This is a genomic window from Cellulomonas edaphi, from assembly GCF_030362815.1.
GTDB lineage: Bacteria > Actinomycetota > Actinomycetes > Actinomycetales > Cellulomonadaceae > Cellulomonas > Cellulomonas edaphi.
The window spans coordinates 742,323-761,461 of sequence record NZ_JAUCGR010000001.1 but is presented as its reverse complement, the minus strand read 5'-3'; the positions used below and the strand labels follow the sequence as shown (position 1 = coordinate 761,461).

The window sequence follows — 19,139 nt, the reverse complement described above, 5'->3', positions numbered from 1 at the left end:
GAATCGACGGGCGACAGACGTCGCCCCACCCGCTTGTGTGGCGGCCGGGTCGAATCTTGCACGGTGGGAGGAAGCAGCCGCTACAGGCCGTCGGCGACGACCGCCGTCGCCCGCAGCCACGCCTCCCGGGTGGCCGGCTTGAGGCTGTCGTAGTCGATCGGTCCGCCGGCGACCAGACCCGAGTCGTGGGGAACCTCGACGATCGCGCGGGTGAGGGCACCGAAGTGGCTGCGCAGCCGGCGTCGCAGGTCCTTGTCCACCTTGCGGTCCGGCTCCGAGAGCACGGTCACGGCCCGGCGGACCGCGTCCTCGTGGCCCGTGGCGCGCAGGGCGTCGAGCGCCCACGCGGCCGACTGCGCGGTGTCCTCGCGGATGGTGCTGACCACCACGATCTGGTCCGCGGCGGCGACGGCCGCCTGCCAGTTCGAGGCCCGCATGTTGTTGCCCGTGTCCACCACCAGCACGCGGTAGAAGCGCGAGAGGACGTCGTGCAGCGACGTGAACGCCGCGGCGTCGATCGAGGCGGCGGACGCGGAGTCCTCGTCGGACGCGAGCACGTCGAACTGCTGCGAGGACTGGGTGCGCACGTACCCGTCGAGGTCTCCCACGCGCACGGTGCCCTCGTCGCCGAGCGTCGGCAGCGCACGCAGCAGGTCGACCGCGGTGTTCGCGTGGTCCGTGTGCGCCGAGCGCCAGCCCAGCGTGCCGCGGGTCTCGTTGTTGTCCCACGCGAGCGTGTAGCCGCCCCGCTCGAGCCCGAAGGTCGCGGCGAGCATCATCGTCGCGGTGGTCTTGTGGGCCCCGCCCTTGGGATTGATCACGACGATCGTCTTGGGCCCGTCGAAGCCCCGGCGCACCGCCGCCTGCTGCACCCGGTGGCGCTGCTCCGCGCGGCCCGGGCCCGGCGAGACGGCGCCGAACGTCACCCGGCGCAGGCCCACGCGCCAGCCCCGTTCCGCCGGCCCGGCCGTCACGGGGTGCCGCGCGGCGAGCAGGTCGTCGAGCGTCGGCAGCGTGGCTGAGCGGTCGCGCGGCGGGACGGCGGCAGGGATGAGCCCGGCTGGTGGCTCGGTCGCGGCGGCCGGCTCCGGCGCGGCGTTTTCGGGGGCCGGGACGGGGTCCGGGGTCGCGGGCATCGGGTTCGCAGGCTCCGCCGCGGCCACCGGCTCCGACGGCTCGTCGACCGCGGTCACGGGCCCGGAGGTGGGCGCCGGTGCGGCCGGCTCGGATGCGGCCGCGGGCAGATCGGCGGGCTCGTCGACCGGCGCCTCGTCGACGGTGCCGTCAGGGTGGATCAGCAGCGCCCACACGCCCTCGGGGTCCTTGACCTGCACGGGCAGCGGCTGGCCCACCTCGTCGGCGAGCTCGGCGATCCGGGTGGTGATGGCGGCGCCGGCCTCTTGGAGGGTGTCGCGCTGGATGCGCTCGATCCTGCCGTCGACGGAGATCTCGCCCGTGCCGTCCTCACGCACCTCGGCGCTGATCTGCGGCACCCGGATCGTCGTCACCACCCGCTGCACCTCGTCGTCGCTCATCCCGGTCCCACTCCTCACGTCACGCACGTCCCGTGGCCGAAACTACGCGAAACGGGCCGAATGTCCAGGCCAGAGCGGTCAGGCGTCGGCGTCGACCTCGAACCACACCGACGTCCCGGACTCGTCCGGCCGGGTTCCCCAGGACCCCGAGAGCGCCTCGACGAGGGCCAGGCCGCGGCCGCTCGGCGCGGTCAGCTCGGGATGGCGGACCGTGGGCGACCCGTGGCCGGTGTCCTGGACCTCGACCCGCACGCTGGACCCGGCGACCCGCAGCTGCACCCGGATCTCACCCCCTTCGGGTCCGTGCACCACCGCGTTCGAGACCAGCTCGGCCGTGAGGAGCTCGACCACCTGGTTGGCCGCTCCGGTCACCCCCAGGCCCGCGATGGTGCGCATCACCCAGTGCCGCACGGCGCGCGGCGCACGAGGCTCGGCCCGCAGCACCATCTCGTCCTGGAACGACGGCGTCTGGCGTTCGGCTCGGCGCACGCTCGGCGCGCTGCGCAGATCCCTGACGTCTCCCACCTGACCAGGGTGCACGACGGCGCCGCGATCCGCCGGGTGGGAGCGCCGCAGGAGCAGGACTGACACCCGTCTGAGGTACCTCAGACCACCTCAGAGCGTTCTCGGCGCCAGAACCCGTCGATCGTCCGATCCGCCGGCTGCGACCTCAGGACGAGAGTCGTGGGTGTCAGCAGGGACCGGAGCACCGGCCCACCGAGCGGAGGAGAAGTCGATGAACGAGATCTGGGGACCCGGGCTCGACGCCGAGCTCGCCTACCGGCGCGAGAGCATGCGCGCGGACGTGGCCGGCACACGCGCACGCCGGACGGCGCGACGCACCGCCAAGCGCCGCGACGGCTCGGGCGCCACCGCGCGTCGGTGGCTGCTGCGAGGATCGGGGGCATGGCACGCGGCCCGATGAACGCACCTTTCGTCGCCCGCGCGGACGAGGTCGCCTTGCTGGTGGAGGCGCTCGACCGCGCGGGCACCGGCATGGCTGGAGCCGTGCTGCTCGCGGCCGACGCCGGCGTGGGCAAGACGCGGCTGCTGCAGCACGTCGCGGCGCTGGCCGCGGAGTCCGGGGCGCACGTCGTCGTCACGCACTGCGTCGACCTGGGCGACGTCGGGCTGCCCTACCTGCCGTTCGCGGAGACGCTCGCGCAGCTGCGCGCGCTGGCTCCCGACACGGTCGACGAGATCGTCGCCGCCCGGCCCGCGCTCGCGCGCCTCATGCCCGGACAGGCGCCGGGCGACGGCTCGGCCAACCGCCTGCAGCTGTTCGAGGGCCTCGTGGAGGTGCTGGGCGCGGTGGGGGCCGAGGGCCGGCCGCTGCTGCTGGTCGTGGAGGACGTGCACTGGGCGGACGCGTCGAGCCGCGACGTGCTGCGCTTCCTCGTCTCGCGACTGCGCGACCAGCACCTGCTCGTCGTGGCGAGCTACCGCACGGACGACCTGCACCGCCGGCACCCGTGGCGCCCGGCCGCGGCCGAGCTCGTGCGGCACCCCCGCGTGCAGCGGCTCGACCTGCCGCCCTTTACGCCCGAGGAGCTGCGCGAGTTCACCGTCGCGGTGACGGGGTCGCCGGTCGCCGAGCAGGAGCTGCGCCGCGTCGCGGACCGGTCCGAGGGCAACGCCTACTTCGCCCAGGAGCTCCTGGAGGCGGGCGCCGACGCCGACGAGCTGCCGTGGTCCCTCGCGGACGTCCTGCGCACCCGGCTCGAGGTGCTCGAGCCGGAGGTGCAGCAGCTGGTGCGCGTCGCGTCCGTGGCCGGGCGGCGGGTGGACGAGCGGCTGCTGCGCGCGGCCGTCGGCGAGGGGTTCGCCGGCTTCGACGCCGCCCTGCGTGAGGCCGTCGCGCACCACGTGCTCGCCGTCGAGGACGACAACCACCTCGCGTTCCGCCACGCCCTGCTCGCCGAGGCCGTCGCGGCCGACCTGCTGCCGGGAGAGGTGTCGTCGCTGCACCGCGCGTACCTGCGCGCGCTGCAGGCCGACCCGACGCTCGGGCCGTCGTCGCAGCTCGCCAGCCACGCGCTGCGCGCTCCCGACCTGCCCGTGGCCTGGTCCGCGTCCCGCAGCGCAGCGCACCAGGCGCACGAGGTGCTCGCTCCCGCCGAGGAGCTGCGGCACCTCGAGGCCGTGCTGCGCCTGTGGGACGCCGTCGGGGAGCCTGCGACGGCGGACGGGGAGGACCACGCGGCCGTGCTGTCCGCCGCCGCGACGGCCGCGAGCGCGGCAGGTCTCGTCGACCGGTGCGTGCAGCTCGCGCGTGCGGCCGTCGAGGACACCGCCGACGACGTCCCCCGCCAGGCGGGCCTGCGCACGCGGCTGGCTCGGCACCTGCTGGCCGCCGAGCACCTCGAGGAGGCCATGCTCGAGGCGGAGCGGGCGCTCGAGGCGGTCGGGGACGACCCCACGCCCGCCCGGGCCTGGGCGCTGGCCACCTACGCGCGGTGCGCGCTCAACGTGGACCAGGACGAGGCGGCGGTCGAGGCCGGTGAGCAGGCCGTGCGCGTGGCACGCGAGGCGGGCGCGGGCGACGCCGAGTCCGACGCGCTCACCACGCTCGCCGTCCTGGTGGTCGACGACGCCGACCGCGCGGCGACGCTCCTGGCCACCGCACTCGATCGCGCGCGGGAGGCGTGCGACCTCGACACCGAGCTGCGCACCACCTACAACCTTGCGCTCAACCGCTTCTACGCCGGCCACCTCGCCCCGTCGCTGCTGCTCGCCCGCGAGGGCCTCGACCGGGCCCGGTCCGTGGGACTGGGCACGAGCACCTACGGCCTGGAGCTGGCCCTGTCGGTGCGCCTGATCGAGTACACGCTCGGCGACCTCTCGCCCTCGCCGCCGGTCGCGGACGTGCCCGACGACCGCACGGGCCCGCTCACCGCGGTGGACCTGTACGCCGCGACCGCGCGCGGCGACGACGACGTGCCCGAACGGGCGGCGGCGCTGCAGCCCGAGTGGGTGCGCGACGGCTTCCACGCCCTCGTGGCGGGAGGCTGCGCGGCCGACGCGCTGACGTGGCGCGGGGCGTACGACGAGGCCGTCGCGATGGCCCTGCAGGTCATCGACTTCCTGGGCCGCGCGTGGACCGACTACTTCCTGGGCGGCATCTGGCTGTCGGCGCTCGGGCTCGCCGCGCTGGCCGACGCCGCGGCGGAGGACCGGCTGCAGGGCCGCGACCCCGCGCCGCGCCTCACCGTGGGCGACGCGCTGCTGGAGCGCGCGCTGACCACCGCCGAGCGCGGCCGCCCGCGCGGCGGACGCCTGGGTCCCGAGGGTCGCGCGTGGCTGGCCCGCGCCCGTGCCGAGCACGGGCGGCTGCTCGGCCCGGCCGGCAACGACCCCGCGCTGTGGGCGGACGCGCTGCGCGAGTTCGACTACGGCTACCGCTACGAGCTGGCGCGCACACGGTTCCGCCTCGCCGAGTCGCTGCTGGAGCAGGGCGACCGCGACGGCGCGCGCGAGCACGCGGCGATCGCGCTCGCGGAGGCCGACGACATGGGGGCGGTGCCGCTCGCGGGCGCGCTCCGCAGCCTGTCGAGGCGCGGTCGCCTCACGCTCGTCGGCGTCCCCAACCCGGGCGCCGACGTGCTGACCGCACGGGAGGCCGAGGTGCTCACGCTGGTCGCGCAGGGCCTGTCCAACCGGCAGATCGGCGAGAAGCTGTTCATCTCGGGCAAGACCGTCTCAGTGCACGTGTCCAACCTGCTGGCCAAGCTCGGCGCGTCCGGTCGGGCCGAGGCGGTGTCGATCGCGCACCAGCGAGGGCTCATCGGACGCGCGTGAACCCCGGCGGGTGTGGGCCCCCGGGCCTACGGTGAGCAGCATGCCGACAAAGACGCCCGCCGTGGAGCTCGAGGTCGAGGGCCGTACCGTGCGCGTGAGCAGCCCGGACAAGGTCTACTTCCCCGAGCGGGGCATCACCAAGCTGCAGGTCGTGGAGTACTTCGTCAGCGTGGGGGCCGGGATCCTCGGCGCGCTGCTGGACCGGCCCACGACGCTCGAGCGGTGGCCGAAGGGCGTCTTCGAGGGCGCCAAGCTGGCCACCCGGGCGGACTCGTCGGGCGACGCGTTCTACCAGAAGCGCGTGCCCGCGGGCGCCCCGGAGTACGTCAAGACCTCCCGCATCGGGTTCCCGAGCGGGCGGACCGCCGACGAGGTCGCGCCGAGCGAGGTCGCCGTGGTCGCGTGGGCCGCCAACCTGGGCACCCTGACCTTCCACCCGTGGCCGGTGACGTCCTCGGACGTCGACTCGCCCGACCAGCTGCGCATCGACCTCGATCCCCAGCCGGGCACGGACTTCTCCGACGCCGCGCGCATCGCGCCCCGCGTCCGCGAGCTGCTGACCGAGCACGGGCTGGAGGGCACGCCCAAGACGTCGGGCGGCCGCGGGATCCACATCTTCGTGCCCATCCAGCCGCGCTGGTCGTTCGTCGATGCGCGCCGCGCGACGATCGCCCTGGGGCGCGAGCTCGAACGGCGCATGCCCGAGGAGGTGACCATGAAGTGGTGGAAGGAGGAGCGGGGCTCGAAGATCTTCGTCGACTACAACCAGATGGCCCGCGACCGCACCATCGCCTCGGCGTACTCCATCCGCTCCAACGCGCGCGCGACCGTCTCCGCCCCGCTGACGTGGGACGAGGTGCCCGACGTGCACCCCGACGACTTCGACGTGCTGACGATGCCCGCCCGCTTCGCGGAGGTCGGCGACCGGTTCGCCCCGCTCGTCGCCCACACCGAGCCGCGCGGCTCGATCGAGTCGCTGCTCGAGCTGGCCGACCGGCAGGCGGCCGACGAGGGCCACGGCGACCTGCCCTACCCGCCGGAGTACCCGAAGATGCCGGGCGAGCCCAAGCGCGTCCAGCCCAGCAAGGACCGTGACCGCCCCCGCTGACGCACCCGCCTACGCCTCTGCGCGCGGGCGGTGGGTGCTGCTGGCCACGGTCCTCGGTTCGGCGATCGCCTTCATCGACGCGACGGTCGTCACGATCGCCCTGCCCCACATCGCCGAGGACCTGGACGCGACCACGGGACAGCTGCAGTGGACGGTGAACGGCTATGCGCTCACGCTCGCGGCGTTCCTGCTGCTCGGCGGCTCGCTGGGTGACCGGTTCGGCCGCAGGCGCGTGTTCCTGGTGGGGGTGGTCTGGTTCGGTCTCGCGTCCGTGCTGTGCGCGCTCGCTCCGGGAATCACGGCCCTGATCGTCGCGCGCGTGCTGCAGGGCGTGGGCGGCGCCCTGCTGACGCCGGGGTCGCTCGCGCTCATCCAGTCGACGTTCGTCGGCGAGGACCGCGCCCGGGCGATCGGCGCGTGGTCGGGCCTGTCCGGCGTGGCCGGCGCGCTCGCACCGTTCCTCGGCGGCTGGATCGTCGAGCTCGCGTCCTGGCGCTGGATCTTCGCGATCAACGTCCCGCTCGTCGCCGTCGTCGTCGCCGTCACCCTGCGGCACGTGCCCGAGTCGATGGACAGCTCCGCGGCCAAGCGGCTCGACGTCGGCGGCACGGTGCTCGGCGCCCTCGGGCTCGCCGGCCTCACCTACGGGTTCACGGCGTGGACGGACCACGGCTCGGCCACCCCCGCCGTCGTCGCGACGCTCGCCGGCGGGGTCCTCGCGCTCATCGCCTTCGTGGTCGTCGAGGCGCGCCACCCCGCACCCCTGCTCCCGCCCGCTCTGTTCCGCTGGCGGCCGTTCGCGGGGGTGAACGGCGCGACCCTGCTCATCTACGCCGCACTGTCGGGCGTGTTCTTCTTCGTCGTCGTCACGTTGCAGGTGGTCTCGGGGTACTCGCCTCTCGCCTCGGGGCTCGCGCCCCTCCCGGTCACCGTCCTCATGTGGCTGCTCTCGCCCCGCATGGGCGCGCTCGCCGTGCGCATCGGCCCCCGCCTGCCGATGAGCATCGGCCCGGTGGTGTGCGCGCTCGGCGCGGCGCTGCTGGCCGGCATCGACGCCTCCGCGCCGTACGTCACCGCCGTCCTGCCGGGGATCCTCCTGTTCGGCATCGGCCTGTCGATCACGGTGGCGCCGCTGACCACGACCGCGCTCGCTGCCGCACCCGACCACCTGGCCGGCGTGGCCAGCGGTGTGAACAACGCGGTCGCCCGCATCGCCGGACTGCTCGCGATCGCCGTCCTGCCCCTCGTCGCGGGAGTCGGCTCCTCCCTCACGGACGCGGCGACGCTGGCGCCCGCCAACCGGACGGCCATGCTGGTGTGCGCCGGCCTCCTGGCCGCGGGGGCGCTCGTCGCGTTCGCCACCATCCCCAGCTCGTCCGCCGCGGTCCGGCCCATCGACACCGCGAGCTGACGCTCCTGGCGCGGGCGGTCGTGCGCGCTGGTGCGTCCACGACGGCCGGCCGCGCGGAGCCCGAGGCACCCATACGGTGGAACCACCCGACGGTGCCTCAAGGGCGACGGCGATGACGCCGATCTCCCCGGCATGGTGCCTGCTCCGGTCGTCGTGGGGATGCGCCCGCTCACGCCCGCGGAGCACGCTCACCTCGACCGCCTGCGGGAGTTCCTCGCCGCGAGCAGGACCGACGTGAGCGACGCCCGTGCCCTCGGTGCGCTGCTCGACACGCAGCGTGCCCGGTGGGAGGCCGCGGGCTCCTCGGAGCTGCCCGAAGCCGTGCTCGCCGCGTTCGGCGTCGGCATCGGCGACCTCGTGCTTGCCTCGGCCGACGACGCGCACTGGGTGCTGCGGACCGCGAGCGACCGTCCGGCGCCCGCGCTGCTCGCCGAGGGCGGTGCCGCGGTGGTGCCCCTCGACGACGTCCGCGACCGGTGGATCTCCGGCGCCCGCGACTGGGTGCCCGCGTACGTGGCCGCCGCCGCCCGGCACCTGTCCCCCGTCGCGGACTCGCCGGCCGCCGACACACCCGCGCCTGTTCCCACGCCGCTCGCCGGCGCGGCGCCGCCCGCGGTCCCGACCCCGCTCCCGAGCCGCAAGCCGGCGCAGCCGGACCTGCCGAGCCGGCGCTCCTCGCGCGTGCCGCGGCCGCGCATCCCCGCCGACCTGCCGGTCCCGCCGTCGGTCCGCGTCCAGATGATCGCCTTGCGAGCGCTCGACCAGGGGCTCGAGCTGGCGTGCGCGTCGCCCGATCCGGCCGGGCTGGCGTTCGTGGTGCACGGCTCGGAGGGGGCGCTCGTGCCCGTCGCGAGCCAGGCCGCGGCACGGCTCGCCGCAGCGGGCGGCGGGGCCGAGGTCGCGGCGGTCGTCTGGGTCTCGAGCCTCGACGACGAGGGCCACGTCGGTGCCGGTACCCCGGCCGTGCTCGTCGAGGCCGGCGAGCGCGGCGTCGCCACGCTCGTCGTCGCGCACCGCTTCGCGGCCGCTCCGGTCGACGACCTGGTCATCGTCGGGCAGGGCGCCCCGCTGCTGTAGCCGGACGACCGCGTCGCGACCGGGCGGCGCGGCCGGACGCGGCGCTCAGGCGCGCAGCGGCAGCCAGCGCGCACCCCAGCGCCGCGTCACCTGCCGTCCGCTGATGTCCGCGAGCTCGTCGAGCCGCGCCAGGACGCCCCACCCCACCTGCCGCGCCGTCTGGTCGTCGGGCGCGTCGAACCGGAGCGTGACGCGGGCCTCGCCCCGCACCACGGCCAGGTCGAACGCCTCGACCACCACGCGCTGCTCGGCGACGGCCACCGCCTCCGGCAGCACCTGCGCGGCGTCGGTCCCGGGCTGCAGCAGCCCGACGGCGGCGCTCACGCGATACGACGGCATGCGCCCATCCTGCCGGGCGGCGGAGCGCCGGCGGACCTCAGGCCCAGAAGCCGGCGAGCGCCCCGGCGCGGGCGAGGCCCTGCTCGTAGCCGGCCAGCGCGGCCGGCGTGCGCAGCGTCGGATCCATCGCGTCGACGCCGAACAGGTGCTCGGCCGCGGCACCCGGGAACAGCGTCTCCACGGTGCTCCCCTGCGCCCGCAGCTCCTCGACCTGGGTCGCGAGGTCGCTGCCCCAGGCGGACGGGTGCCTCGACCGGCCACCGAAGGGCGACAGGACCAGCACGCGCGCGTGCCCGGCCGCGAGGTCGGCGTTCTCGTTGCGCCGGTAGCCGCCGTCGATGAACCGGCCGTCACCGATGCGGTACGCCGCGCCGCTCGAACAGCTGGCCGCGACGGCGTCCGCGAGATCGACCCCGCTCGTCGCGTCGAACACCACGGGCGCGCCCGTCACGGCGTCGACGGCCGTGAGGATCACCCGGCGCGCGGGCCACTCCTGGCGGGGCAGCCGCGCGGCCACGATGGCGCGCCACCGCGCACTGCGAGAGCCGTCCGGCTCCAGGTCGAGCGCCGCGGCACCGAGCCGGCGGCGCATGTCGGCGGCATCGCTGGAGGCGTCGATGATCTCCCGCGTCCGGGCGAGGTGGTCGACCACGGGTCCGCGCGCTGCGCCGGCTGCCCCAGACCGCTGCGGGACCTGCGCGTCGACGATCTGGGCGAACAGGGCGGGCGGGTCCGCGGCGGTGAGCTGCGCAGCGGCTGTCGCGCCCGCGGACGTACCGACCAGGAGGTCGGCCTGCGTCACGTCGAGCCCCGCCTCGTACAGGCCGGCGACGACGCCGATCAGCCAGGCGTTGCCGGTCGACCCGCCTCCGCCGAGCACGAGCGCCCGTTCAGGAGTGAGAGGCGGCCGAGGGCTGGCATCAGGCGTCGCGGAGCGGACCGAGGACGGCGCGGGGCGGACGGCGGACGTCGCGGGGCCGACGGCGGACGTCGCGGCGCGGACCGAGGAAGGAGTGGTGTCCATGGGGGTGGCCTTTCACGATGAACCGGAGGGCTCCCATGGCTGCGACGGGTTCAGTCGCGCGGTCGTGCCTGACAGGGAGCGCCGGGGGCGGGAACTGCATTCACGGGGCTCACCTCCTCAGGACGGTCGACGATCGACGGTCGACGACCAGCGGTCGACGATTCGCGGCGACGCTAGCATGCGGCACGGGCGCGGCCACAGGCCTTTGTCCGGCGCCATCGGGGGCGTCAGGATGCCCAGCACGCCGAACCATGCCCCCGGGAGGGACCGTTGACCACCACACCCGCGTGGAAGCCCGCCGACGCCGACCAGGGCGGCCGGGCGTTCACGGCCACCGTCGGCGACACCGCCGTGCTGGTGAGATTCGCGGGTGACCCCACGGGCGCGCTCGCCGGCCCGTGGACGGCCCATGACGCCGACCACGGCACGCTGCTGCTGGAAGGCACCGACCCCGACCTCGTCGGCACGCGCTCGGCCGTGCAGGTCTACGCGTCCCTGGTCGCGATCTCGCAGCGACTGTCCGAGCTCCTGGTCCTCGCCACGGCTGCCGGTCCCGTCGTCGAGTACCGGCTCCTTCGCCTGCCCGACGACGACCGGGCTCCGTCTTTCGCGCCGGTCGTCGAGGCTGCGCTCGCCGAGCACGCAGCCGCGGGCTGGCGCCTCGTGTCTGTCAACGGTCCGTGGGCCTACCTCGAGCGGCCGCTCGAGTACTGAGGGGATCAGCGCGGCGCGATCGGTTCGTCCTCGCCGTCCAGGGTGTCCTCGAGGCGGGCGTAGAGCAGAGCGTGAACCCGCTCGACCCGGGGGATGTCGTCGAACTCGAGGGGGTCGTCGGAGGCGGACTCGATGATGAGCGTGCCCGTGCGCAGCATCCGGTCGATGAGCCCGTGGCGGAACTGCACGGAGTTGATGCGGCGCACCGGGATGTCGATGCCGGAGCGCGTCAGCACCCCCTTGCGGAACATCACGCGGCGGTCGGTGATGACGAAGTGGGTCGTCGCCCAGCTGATCAGCCGGAGCAGGAACAGCACGAGGACCACGAGCCACACCACGGTCAGCGCGATCTGCAGCGGCGTCCGCGCGCCGTCGACCGAGTCGCTCGTGCCCGCCCAGGCGGCACCCCAGCCGCACAGGACCGTCGCGAGCAGCAGCAGCAGTCCTCGGCCGACGAGCGCCTTGATGTGCGGGTGGTTGTGGACGACCACCTGCTCGCCGTCGGTCAGGACGTCCTGGGGGTAGCTCACGGATCTCCTCGTCGGGGTGCCCGGTACATCGCGTCGACGGCAGCATCCCACCTGAGGGCGGGCGCGCACGGGATCTCGCGACCGGCGCACCGGGCACTTCGCCTCGTCGACCAGGCGCGCGACATCCGAGCCACGGGACGCCAGCACTTGACAGCAGGGCGCATGGTGAAGGGGTCGTCGGCTTTCTGAGCCTGCTCACCTTCGAGTGGACCGTCTTAGATGAACGGCTCGCAGCAGCCGGACCGTCGCTGGTCCCCGAAGGATCGTCACCATGAACGACACGTCAGCCGTCCCTACCCCGTGCTCGGGGATACGGGCGACCGCGTCCGACGCCGAGCTCCTCGTCACCTTCGCGGGCGAGCTCGACATGTCGCTCGCCGACCACTTCGCGCCGCTGCCCGCGCTCGTCGAGGCTCGAGGGCTGCCGCTGGCGGTCGACCTCAGCGAGGTGACGTTCTTCGGCGCGTGGGCCGCCGACGCCCTGGTCGCGCTGCGAGCGGCCGCTCCGGCGGGCGCGTTCTCGGTCCGCGGAGCGAACGAGGCCGTCCGCCGCACCCTCGAGGCGTGCGGGCTGGCCGCCGCCTCGAAGGTGAACATTCTGCACGTATGACCGTGCGGCCGTCGTGCCGGCATGCGCACGGCCTCGTCAGGGCACATGATGTGCCGGGTGCGGATCTCGCACCTGTCTTCCGGGAGCACGTCCGTGCGTTTCATCGCTCACCCCTCTGCCATTCCGCACGCCCGCCACTGGGCGGCGGAGCAGGCGCGCGTGCACGGTTTCGCCCCGCACTCCGTGCACACCGTGGAGCTTCTCGTCACGGAGGCGGTCACCAACGCGGTCATGCACGGCCCGCCCGCGGGCGCCGTCCAGGTCAGTCTCGACCCGACGGGTGCCACGCTCCGCGTCAGCGTCCGCGACGACAGCGATGCCCTGCCCGTGCTGCGCACTCCCCCGCCGACCGCGCTCAGCGGGCGCGGGGTGCTGCTGATCGACCGGCTGGCCGACGCCTGGGGAGTGCAGCCGCACACCGACGGGGGCAAGACCGTCTGGTTCGAGGTCGTGCGCGAGGAGGGAACCGTCCCCGGACCGCGGAACCCGCACGCTGCGGGGTGACCGAGGCGCCGGCGGGCCGCGCACCCGGCGCCCGCCCGGTCCGTGTCTCGCCGCGCTTCACGACGAAGGCCCCGCACCAGCGTTTCCGCTGGTCGGGGCCTTCGTGGTGGAGCCGCCTAAGAGAATCGAACTCTTGACCTTCTCATTACGAGTGAGACGCTCTGCCGACTGAGCTAAGGCGGCATCGTCGGGGCCCGAAGGACCCGGCGAGCGCGCCCACTGTACCCGCCCGGACGGGCAGGTCCAAAGCGGAGTCAGCAGCGGGTGCCGTCGTCGGGGACCTTCCCGTCCACCAGGTACGCGTCGACCACCTTCGCGATGCACGTGTTGCTCGCCCGGTAGGCCGTGTGGCCCTCCCCCTCGTAGGTCAGGAGCACGCCCGACGTCAGCGTCTGCGCGAGCGACTGGGCCCACGCGTACGGCGTCGCGGGGTCGTTGGTGGTGCCCACGACGAGCACCGGCGGTGCTCCCTTCGCGCTGTAGTCGTCGAGGCCGCCGACCTCGGGGACCGCCCAGTCCGCGCAGCCCGTGGCCCCGTAGGAGAAGAACGAGCCGACGGTGGGGGCCACCTTCTGGATCTGGGCGGCCTCGGCGCGCATGACGTCGAAGTCCGGGTCGCTGCGGTCGTCGAGGCAGTTCACCGCACGGAACGCCTCGGTCGAGTTGGTGGAGTACGTGCCGTCCTCGTCGCGGTCGTAGTAGACGTCGGCGAAGGACAGCAGGATCGAGCCGTCGTTGTCGTGGATCGCCGCGGCGAGGCCCTGCGTCAGCGCGGCCCAGTAGCTCTGCGAGTACAGGGTCACCGCGATGCCGGAGAACGTCAGCGACTGGGTCAGGTCACGGTCCGTGCCGGTCGGCAGCGGGTTCACCTTCGCGCGGTCGAGCAGCGCCCGGATCTGCGTCATCCCGTCGTCGACCGAGCCCGTGAGCGGGCACGAGCTGCCCTTGAGGCAGTCGGCCACGTAGGCGCGCAACGCGTTCTCGAACCCGCCGGCCTGGCCCGACTCGATCTCGCCCTCGGAGAGCGTGGGGTCGAGCGCGCCGTCGAGCACCAGCCGCCCCGCGGTCTTCGGGAAGAGCGCGGCGTACGTCGCGCCCAGCTTGGTCCCGTACGAGAAGCCCAGGTAGTGCAGCTGGTCGTCGCCGAGGGCGGCCCGCATGATGTCGAGGTCCTTGGCCGCGCTGATCGTGTCGACGTGGCCGAAGACGTCGCCCGAGCGGTTGACGCACTCCTTGGAGAAGGTCGCGCTCTCGTCGATCATCGCCTGCAGGCCCGCATCCGTGGAGGTGTCGGGGTCGAGCGCGATGATCCGGTCCATCTCCTCCGGGTCGACGCAGGTGATGGGCGCCGAGCGCTGGATCCCCCGCGGGTCGAACCCGACCAGGTCGTAGTTCTTCTTGAGCTTGCTGGTCGCCTCGCCCAGGAACGACTCGAGGAAGTCGATGCCGGAGGCGCCGGGGCCGCCCGGGTTCATGAGCAGCGAGCCGATCGGCGTCCCCTCCGCGGCGTGCCGCGAGATCGCCAGGCTGATCGTGGGGCCCGACGGGTCGTCGTAGTCGAGCGGCACGGTCACCTTCGAGCACTCGCCCGCGTCGCACGTCGTCCAGTCGAGCTGCTGCCCGTAGAAGTCGGCGAGGTCGCCGTAGTCCTGCGCGGGGACCGACGAGGACGCGCTCGCCGACGAGGCCGGGGCGGTGACCTGGTTCTTCCCCGGGGCGCAGCCGGCCAGCACGAGGGCCGCGATGCCGACCAGGACGACGAGGGGGCGCAGCGCGCGAGGGGTCGGCATGCGACGAGGGTAGTGCGCGATCCTGACAAGCCGGGAACCGCGCGGAGGCCTCAGCCCTGCGGTCGCAGCGCGATCGTCATCGCCTCCACCGCGAGCAGCGGCGCGACGTTCCCCGCCAGGCGCGTGCGGGCCTGGCCCACGGCGTCCATGCGGCGCAGCGTCTGCTCCGCCGTGCTGCTCCGGGCCAACCGCCGCACGTCCTCCGCGTGCTCGGTGTTGACCAGCTCCACGTCGGCGCCGAGCTGGACCACGAGCACGTCGCGGTACAGCGACAGCAGGTCGACCATGGCGCGGTCGAGGACGTCGCGCTGCGCGCGGGTCGCGCGACGCTTCTGCTCCTCCTCGAGCGTCTTGACCTGCGAGCGGACGGCGGGCGGGAGCGTGGCCGCCCCCTCCGCGCCGAGCGAGCGCAGCAGCGCGGCGCGCTCGTCGGCGTCACGCTCCTCCGTCGCCGCCTTCGCGTCGGCCTGCGCGGTCGCGACGAGGTCACCCGCCGCGAGGACCGCGTCGCCCACGCCGCGGATGCGCGCCGCGACCGACAGCACGGCGTCCCGGCGGGCCCGAGCCTCAGGGTCCCGCGCGAGGCGTCGGGCGATGCCGACGTGCGACTGCGCCGCACGCGCGGCGACGGCGGCGACCTCGGGCGCGACGCCGTCGCGGCTGACCAGCAGCGCGGCCACCGCATCGACCGGCGGCACGCGCAGAGCGACGGACCGGCTGCGCGAGCGAAGGGTGACCAGCACGTCCTGCGGGCTGGGGGCGCACAGCATCCACACCGTGCGGGCCGCCGGCTCCTCGATGGCCTTGAGCAGCGCGTTGCCGCTCGTGTCGTTGAGCCGGTCGGCGTCCTCGACGATGATCACGCGCCAGCGGCCCTGGGACGGCGCGCGCTGCGCGAGCTCGACGAGCGGACGAGCCACCTCGGCCCGGATGAACACGCCCTCCGTGGCCACCACGGTGACGTCCGGGTGGGTGCCGTGCAGCGTGGTGAGGCAGTCGTGGCAGTGCCCGCAACCGTCGTCGGCGCACTGCAGCGCCGCCGCGAACGCACGAGCCGCGTTCGAGCGCCCGGAACCCGGCGGGCCCGTCAGCAGCCAGGCGTGCGTCATGGCCGCGGCGTCGGCGACCGCGGCGCGCAGCACCTCGACCGTCGGCTCCTGGCCCACCACGTCGTCCCAGACGCTCACAGCAGCCCCTCGACGCGCGCACGGACGGCGGTGGCCAGCTCGTCCGGCCCGCGGGAGGCGTCGAGCACGAGCCAGCGGGCCGGGTCGGCGGCCGCGCGGTCCAGGAACGCCTGCCGGGTGCGGCGGTGGAAGTCGTCCCCGGCGCGCTCGAGACGGTCGGGCGCGCCCGTCAGGCGTCGCTGCCCCTCCACGGGGTCCAGGTCGAGGAGCACGGTGAGCGCGGGCAGCAGCCCGCCCGTGGCCCACATCGACAGGCGCTCGACCTCGTCGGCGCCCAGGTCCCGGCCGCTGCCCTGGTACGCCACCGAAGAGTCGAGGTACCGGTCGGTGACGACGACGGCGCCGCGCTCCAGGGCGGGCCGCACCAGCGACGCGACGTGGTGAGCACGGTCGGTGGCGTACAGGAGCGCCTCGGTGCGGGCGTCGACGTCCTCGCCGTGCAGCACCGCGTCGCGCAGCGTCCTGCCGAGCTGCGTGCCCCCGGGCTCGCGCGTCAGCACCACCTCGCGGCCCGCGGCCACCAGCCAGTCCCGCAGCTTGTGCGCCTGGGTCGACTTGCCCGCACCGTCCCCACCCTCGAGGGACACGAACAGGCCTGGTGACGTCACGTGCGACAGAGTAGCCGCGCGTGCCCACACCGCCCGGCCACCCGTCCACCGTCGGCGCACCCACGGGCTGACGTCATCGGGTGGGCAGCGAACTTCCCGCCCGGCGGGCAGAACGCTGCCCGCCGGACGGGAGCCGGCATCACTCGCCCGGGTAGACGACGCCCACCTGGGAGCGGATGGTGTCCATGGTCCGCATCACGTCGAGCGTGCCCTGCCACGTCATGCGCGGGCTCTCGAGCACACCCTCGGCGACGCGGCGCGCGACCTCGGCCGCCTCGAACTGCAGGCCCTTGGGGCCGGGCTGGTCGAACTCCCAGATGCGCCCGTCGCGGCGCTGCACGCGGAACGACGTGGGCCCGTAGAAGTCGCCCGCGACGGAGATGAAGCCCTCCGTGCCGGAGATCGTCGCGATGGTCGGCGTCTTGGCCCACAGCGTCGTCGCGAGCGTGGCCAGCGTCCGCCGGCCGTAGGACAGCACCATCGAGATCTGCCCGTCGACGCCCGTGTCGGTGAGCGTGCCCACCGCGGTGACGGAGTCCGGGACGCCCAGGAAGTCGTGTGCGAACGCGACCGGGTACACGCCCAGGTCCAGCAGCGCCCCTCCCGCGAGGTTCGGGTCGTACAGGCGCGAGGCCGGGTCGAACGCCATGAACTGGCCGTGGTCCGCGGACAGGTTGACGATCTCGCCGATCTCGCCCGCGTCGATGACCTGGTGCAGCGCGTCGACGTGCGGCAGGAACCGCGTCCACATCGCCTCCATCACGAACACGCCGGCCGCCCGCGCCGCGTCGAACACCTCGCGCGCCTCGGCCTCGTTGCGCGTGAACGCCTTCTCGACGAGCACGTGCTTGCCGGCCCTGATCGCGAGCAGCGCGTGCTCGCGGTGCTCGGAGTGCGGCGTCGCGACGTACACGGCATCGACCTGCGGGTCCTCGACGAGCTCCCGGTAGCCCACGTGCGTGGTCGGGATGCCGTGCGCGGTGGCGAAGCGCTCGGCCCGGTCACGGTTGCGGGATCCGACGGCGACCAGCTGGGCGCGCGTGTGCTGCGTGACGCCGCTGGCGAAGACGGAGGCGATGCCCCCGGCGCCGAGGATGCCCCAGCGGATCGGAGGTGCGGTACGGGGGTCGGGAGTGCGAGCCATGCGGTCAACCTATCCGTACGGTGGGGCCATGGGCTGGGTCGAGCACGCCGTGTGGTGGCAGGTGTACCCCCTGGGGTTCGTCGGGGCGGTCGATGAGGATCCCGCCGACGCACCGGCAGACGCGCACCGGCTGCTCCGGCTCGTCGGCTGGCTGGACTACGCGCGCGACCTCGGCGTCTCGGGCCTCGCGCTCGGCCCGGTCTTCGCGTCGAGCACGCACGGCTACGACACCGTCGACCACCTCCGGATCGACCCACGCCTGGGGACGCTCGACGACCTCCGCACGCTGGTCGCCGAGGCGCACGCACGCGGCCTGCGCGTGCTCCTCGACGGGGTGTTCAACCACGTCGGGCGCGCCCACCCGCTGGTCGCGCAGGCGCAGGCCGCAGCGCGCGAGGGGGGCGCCGGCCTCATCCGCCTGAACGACGACGGCACGTGGCACTCGTTCGAGGGGCACGAGGACCTGGTCACCCTCGACCACTCCGCTCCGGCGGTCGCCGACCTCGTCGCTGAGGTGATGACCCACTGGCTCGACCTGGGCGCCGACGGGTGGCGGCTGGACGCGGCCTACGCGGTGCCGCCCGAGTTCTGGAAGCCGGTGCTGGCGCGGGTCCGGGCCGCACACCCCGACGTCTACGTGGTCGGCGAGGTGATCCACGGCGACTACCCCGCGATCGTCGCGCGCTCGGGCTTCGACTCCGTGACCCAGTACGAGCTGTGGAAGGCCATCTGGTCCGCGCTCGCCTCCGCCAACTTCTGGGAGCTCGCGTGGGCGCTGGACCGGCACGCCCCCTTCGTCGAGGCCTTCGCGCCCTGGACGTTCGTCGGCAACCACGACGTCACGCGCATCGCCACCCAGCTCGACGACGACGCGCTCGTGGCACTCGCGCTCGTGGTGCTGTTCACGGTCGGTGGCACGCCCGCCGTCTACTACGGCGACGAGCAGGCGTTCCGCGGCCTCAAGGAGGAGCGGTTCGGCGGCGACGACGCGATCCGCCCCGAGCTCCCTGCCTCGCCCGACCAGCTCGCACCCGAGGGCTGGTGGGCCTACCGGCTGCACCAGGAGCTCATCGGCCTGCGCAGGCGGCACCCGTGGCTGCACCGGGCGACCACCCGCACCGTCGAGCTGAGCAACGAGCACCTGCTCTACGAGGTGCGAGCGGGCGACCAGGCCCTCCTCGTCGGCCTGAACCTGGACGCCGGGGAACCCTGGACCTGCGCGATCGGCTCTGCGACGCTGAAGGCCGGGCTCGCCGAGCCCGTCGGCCCGGACTGGACCCTGCCTCCCCGTGGGTGGGGGGTGTGGGAGGCAGCGTGACGACCGCCGACGAGCCCGAGCGCGTGCTCGGCTGGGGCCAGCAGCTCATCCAGGTCCACGACGCGCTGCGAGCCGACCTCGCGCGCGTCCGGGAGTCGCTGGGAGAGCCCGGGGTCACCCTGGCGCCCGACGTCCGCCTGCACTGCGCGACGTTCTGCCAGGCGGTGGGTGAGCACCACACGCGTGAGGACGCGGGCATGTTCCCCGCGCTCGCTGCGGCGCACCCCGAGCTCCGCGAGACGCTCGACGGGCTCGCGCAGGACCACGTCGCGATCCACAGCCTCCTGGGCCGGCTCGAGACCGTGCTCCAGACCGCCGGCGCGGGCGGCGCGACCGACGACCTGCGCGCGGAGGTCGACGGTCTCGCGGCACTCCTCGTGTCGCACCTCGCGTGGGAGGAGCGCGCACTCGTCGCCGCGCTGGACGCGACGCCCCGCTGAGC

The 19,139-nt window shown here is 74.4% G+C and carries 19 protein-coding genes and 1 tRNA gene; 10 read left to right on the top strand and 10 right to left on the bottom strand.

The genetic code is table 11. The features are described from left to right. Nucleotides 1-80: 80 nt before the first annotated feature. A complete protein-coding gene (locus QRT05_RS03575) occupies nt 81-1,535 on the bottom strand; it encodes a MinD/ParA family ATP-binding protein (RefSeq protein ID WP_289445334.1) in 1,455 nt (484 codons plus the stop codon). A gap of 78 nt (nt 1,536-1,613) precedes the next feature. Then, nucleotides 1,614-2,060, bottom strand: coding sequence for an ATP-binding protein (locus QRT05_RS03570; protein WP_289445332.1), 447 nt, complete (start codon nt 2,058-2,060; stop codon nt 1,614-1,616). A 211-nt stretch (nt 2,061-2,271) separates the two neighbouring features. Here QRT05_RS03570 and QRT05_RS03565 point away from each other — a divergent pair, with 211 nt between their 5' ends. The 5 genes from QRT05_RS03565 to QRT05_RS03545 all read left to right on the top strand — a co-directional run bounded on the left by QRT05_RS03565 (nt 2,272) and on the right by QRT05_RS03545 (nt 8,929). Continuing rightward, a complete protein-coding gene (locus QRT05_RS03565) occupies nt 2,272-2,460 on the top strand; it encodes a hypothetical protein (protein WP_289445330.1) in 189 nt (62 codons plus the stop codon). After that, nucleotides 2,442-5,333, top strand: coding sequence for a helix-turn-helix transcriptional regulator (locus tag QRT05_RS03560; RefSeq protein WP_289445328.1), 2,892 nt, complete (start codon nt 2,442-2,444; stop codon nt 5,331-5,333). Before QRT05_RS03565 ends, QRT05_RS03560 begins: the two co-directional genes overlap by 19 nt. A gap of 40 nt (nt 5,334-5,373) precedes the next feature. Continuing rightward, nucleotides 5,374-6,441, top strand: a complete 1,068-nt coding sequence (locus QRT05_RS03555; protein ID WP_289445326.1) for a DNA polymerase domain-containing protein — start codon at nt 5,374-5,376, stop codon at nt 6,439-6,441. Further along, nucleotides 6,425-7,852 (top strand): DHA2 family efflux MFS transporter permease subunit, encoded by a 1,428-nt coding sequence (locus QRT05_RS03550; protein WP_289445323.1) that lies wholly within the window; start codon nt 6,425-6,427, stop codon nt 7,850-7,852. Before QRT05_RS03555 ends, QRT05_RS03550 begins: the two co-directional genes overlap by 17 nt. A 132-nt stretch (nt 7,853-7,984) precedes the next feature. Next, the gene (locus QRT05_RS03545) at nt 7,985-8,929 is read left to right on the top strand and encodes a DUF3806 domain-containing protein (RefSeq protein WP_289445321.1); all 945 of its coding nucleotides are present in this window, start codon (nt 7,985-7,987) and stop codon (nt 8,927-8,929) included. Between the two features lie 45 nt (nt 8,930-8,974). Here QRT05_RS03545 and QRT05_RS03540 read toward each other — a convergent pair whose 3' ends face one another. Then, nucleotides 8,975-9,268: a hypothetical protein gene (locus QRT05_RS03540; protein ID WP_289445319.1), complete on the bottom strand. Its 294-nt coding sequence runs from the start codon at nt 9,266-9,268 to the stop codon at nt 8,975-8,977. A 37-nt stretch (nt 9,269-9,305) separates the two neighbouring features. After that, the gene (locus tag QRT05_RS03535; protein ID WP_407650290.1) at nt 9,306-10,148 is read right to left on the bottom strand and encodes a patatin-like phospholipase family protein; all 843 of its coding nucleotides are present in this window, start codon (nt 10,146-10,148) and stop codon (nt 9,306-9,308) included. A 414-nt stretch (nt 10,149-10,562) separates the two neighbouring features. Between QRT05_RS03535 and QRT05_RS03530 the strand changes: the two genes are divergently transcribed. Beyond that, nucleotides 10,563-11,006 carry a hypothetical protein gene (locus QRT05_RS03530; protein ID WP_289445315.1) on the top strand — a complete coding sequence of 148 codons (444 nt, stop codon included), beginning with the start codon at nt 10,563-10,565 and terminating at the stop codon, nt 11,004-11,006. Between the two features lie 5 nt (nt 11,007-11,011). On the opposite strand, the gene QRT05_RS03525 is transcribed toward QRT05_RS03530, so the two are convergent. Next, on the bottom strand, nt 11,012-11,536 hold the full coding sequence (locus QRT05_RS03525; protein ID WP_289445313.1) for a PH domain-containing protein: 525 nt from the start codon (nt 11,534-11,536) through the stop codon (nt 11,012-11,014). A gap of 271 nt (nt 11,537-11,807) precedes the next feature. Between QRT05_RS03525 and QRT05_RS03520 the strand changes: the two genes are divergently transcribed. Together QRT05_RS03520 and QRT05_RS03515 are read left to right on the top strand one after the other, a co-directional pair. Further along, nucleotides 11,808-12,146, top strand: a complete 339-nt coding sequence (locus tag QRT05_RS03520) for an STAS domain-containing protein (RefSeq protein ID WP_289445311.1) — start codon at nt 11,808-11,810, stop codon at nt 12,144-12,146. Between the two features lie 21 nt (nt 12,147-12,167). Further along, nucleotides 12,168-12,650 carry an ATP-binding protein gene (locus QRT05_RS03515; RefSeq protein ID WP_326522629.1) on the top strand — a complete coding sequence of 161 codons (483 nt, stop codon included), beginning with the start codon at nt 12,168-12,170 and terminating at the stop codon, nt 12,648-12,650. 107 nt (nt 12,651-12,757) lie between these two features. Here QRT05_RS03515 and QRT05_RS03510 read toward each other — a convergent pair. The 5 genes from QRT05_RS03510 to QRT05_RS03490 form a co-directional block, all read right to left on the bottom strand. Next, nucleotides 12,758-12,833 (bottom strand) — tRNA-Thr (locus tag QRT05_RS03510). 71 nt (nt 12,834-12,904) lie between these two features. After that, a complete protein-coding gene (locus QRT05_RS03505) occupies nt 12,905-14,440 on the bottom strand; it encodes an alpha/beta hydrolase (protein ID WP_289445309.1) in 1,536 nt (511 codons plus the stop codon). 50 nt (nt 14,441-14,490) lie between these two features. Continuing rightward, nucleotides 14,491-15,627 (bottom strand): DNA polymerase III subunit delta', encoded by a 1,137-nt coding sequence (locus QRT05_RS03500; RefSeq protein WP_289445307.1) that lies wholly within the window; start codon nt 15,625-15,627, stop codon nt 14,491-14,493. Beyond that, nucleotides 15,624-16,244 carry a dTMP kinase gene (tmk, locus tag QRT05_RS03495; RefSeq protein WP_289446108.1) on the bottom strand — a complete coding sequence of 207 codons (621 nt, stop codon included), beginning with the start codon at nt 16,242-16,244 and terminating at the stop codon, nt 15,624-15,626. The genes QRT05_RS03500 and tmk overlap by 4 nt, the downstream gene beginning before the upstream one ends. A 130-nt stretch (nt 16,245-16,374) precedes the next feature. Continuing rightward, nucleotides 16,375-17,379 carry a Gfo/Idh/MocA family protein gene (locus QRT05_RS03490; RefSeq protein WP_289445305.1) on the bottom strand — a complete coding sequence of 335 codons (1,005 nt, stop codon included), beginning with the start codon at nt 17,377-17,379 and terminating at the stop codon, nt 16,375-16,377. 28 nt (nt 17,380-17,407) lie between these two features. On the opposite strand from QRT05_RS03490, the gene QRT05_RS03485 reads away from it, so the two are divergent. Continuing rightward, the gene (locus QRT05_RS03485) at nt 17,408-18,697 is read left to right on the top strand and encodes an alpha-amylase family protein (RefSeq protein WP_289445303.1); all 1,290 of its coding nucleotides are present in this window, start codon (nt 17,408-17,410) and stop codon (nt 18,695-18,697) included. Next, nucleotides 18,694-19,137, top strand: coding sequence for a hemerythrin domain-containing protein (locus QRT05_RS03480; RefSeq protein ID WP_289445301.1), 444 nt, complete (start codon nt 18,694-18,696; stop codon nt 19,135-19,137). The genes QRT05_RS03485 and QRT05_RS03480 overlap by 4 nt, the downstream gene beginning before the upstream one ends. Nucleotides 19,138-19,139 lie beyond the last annotated feature (2 nt).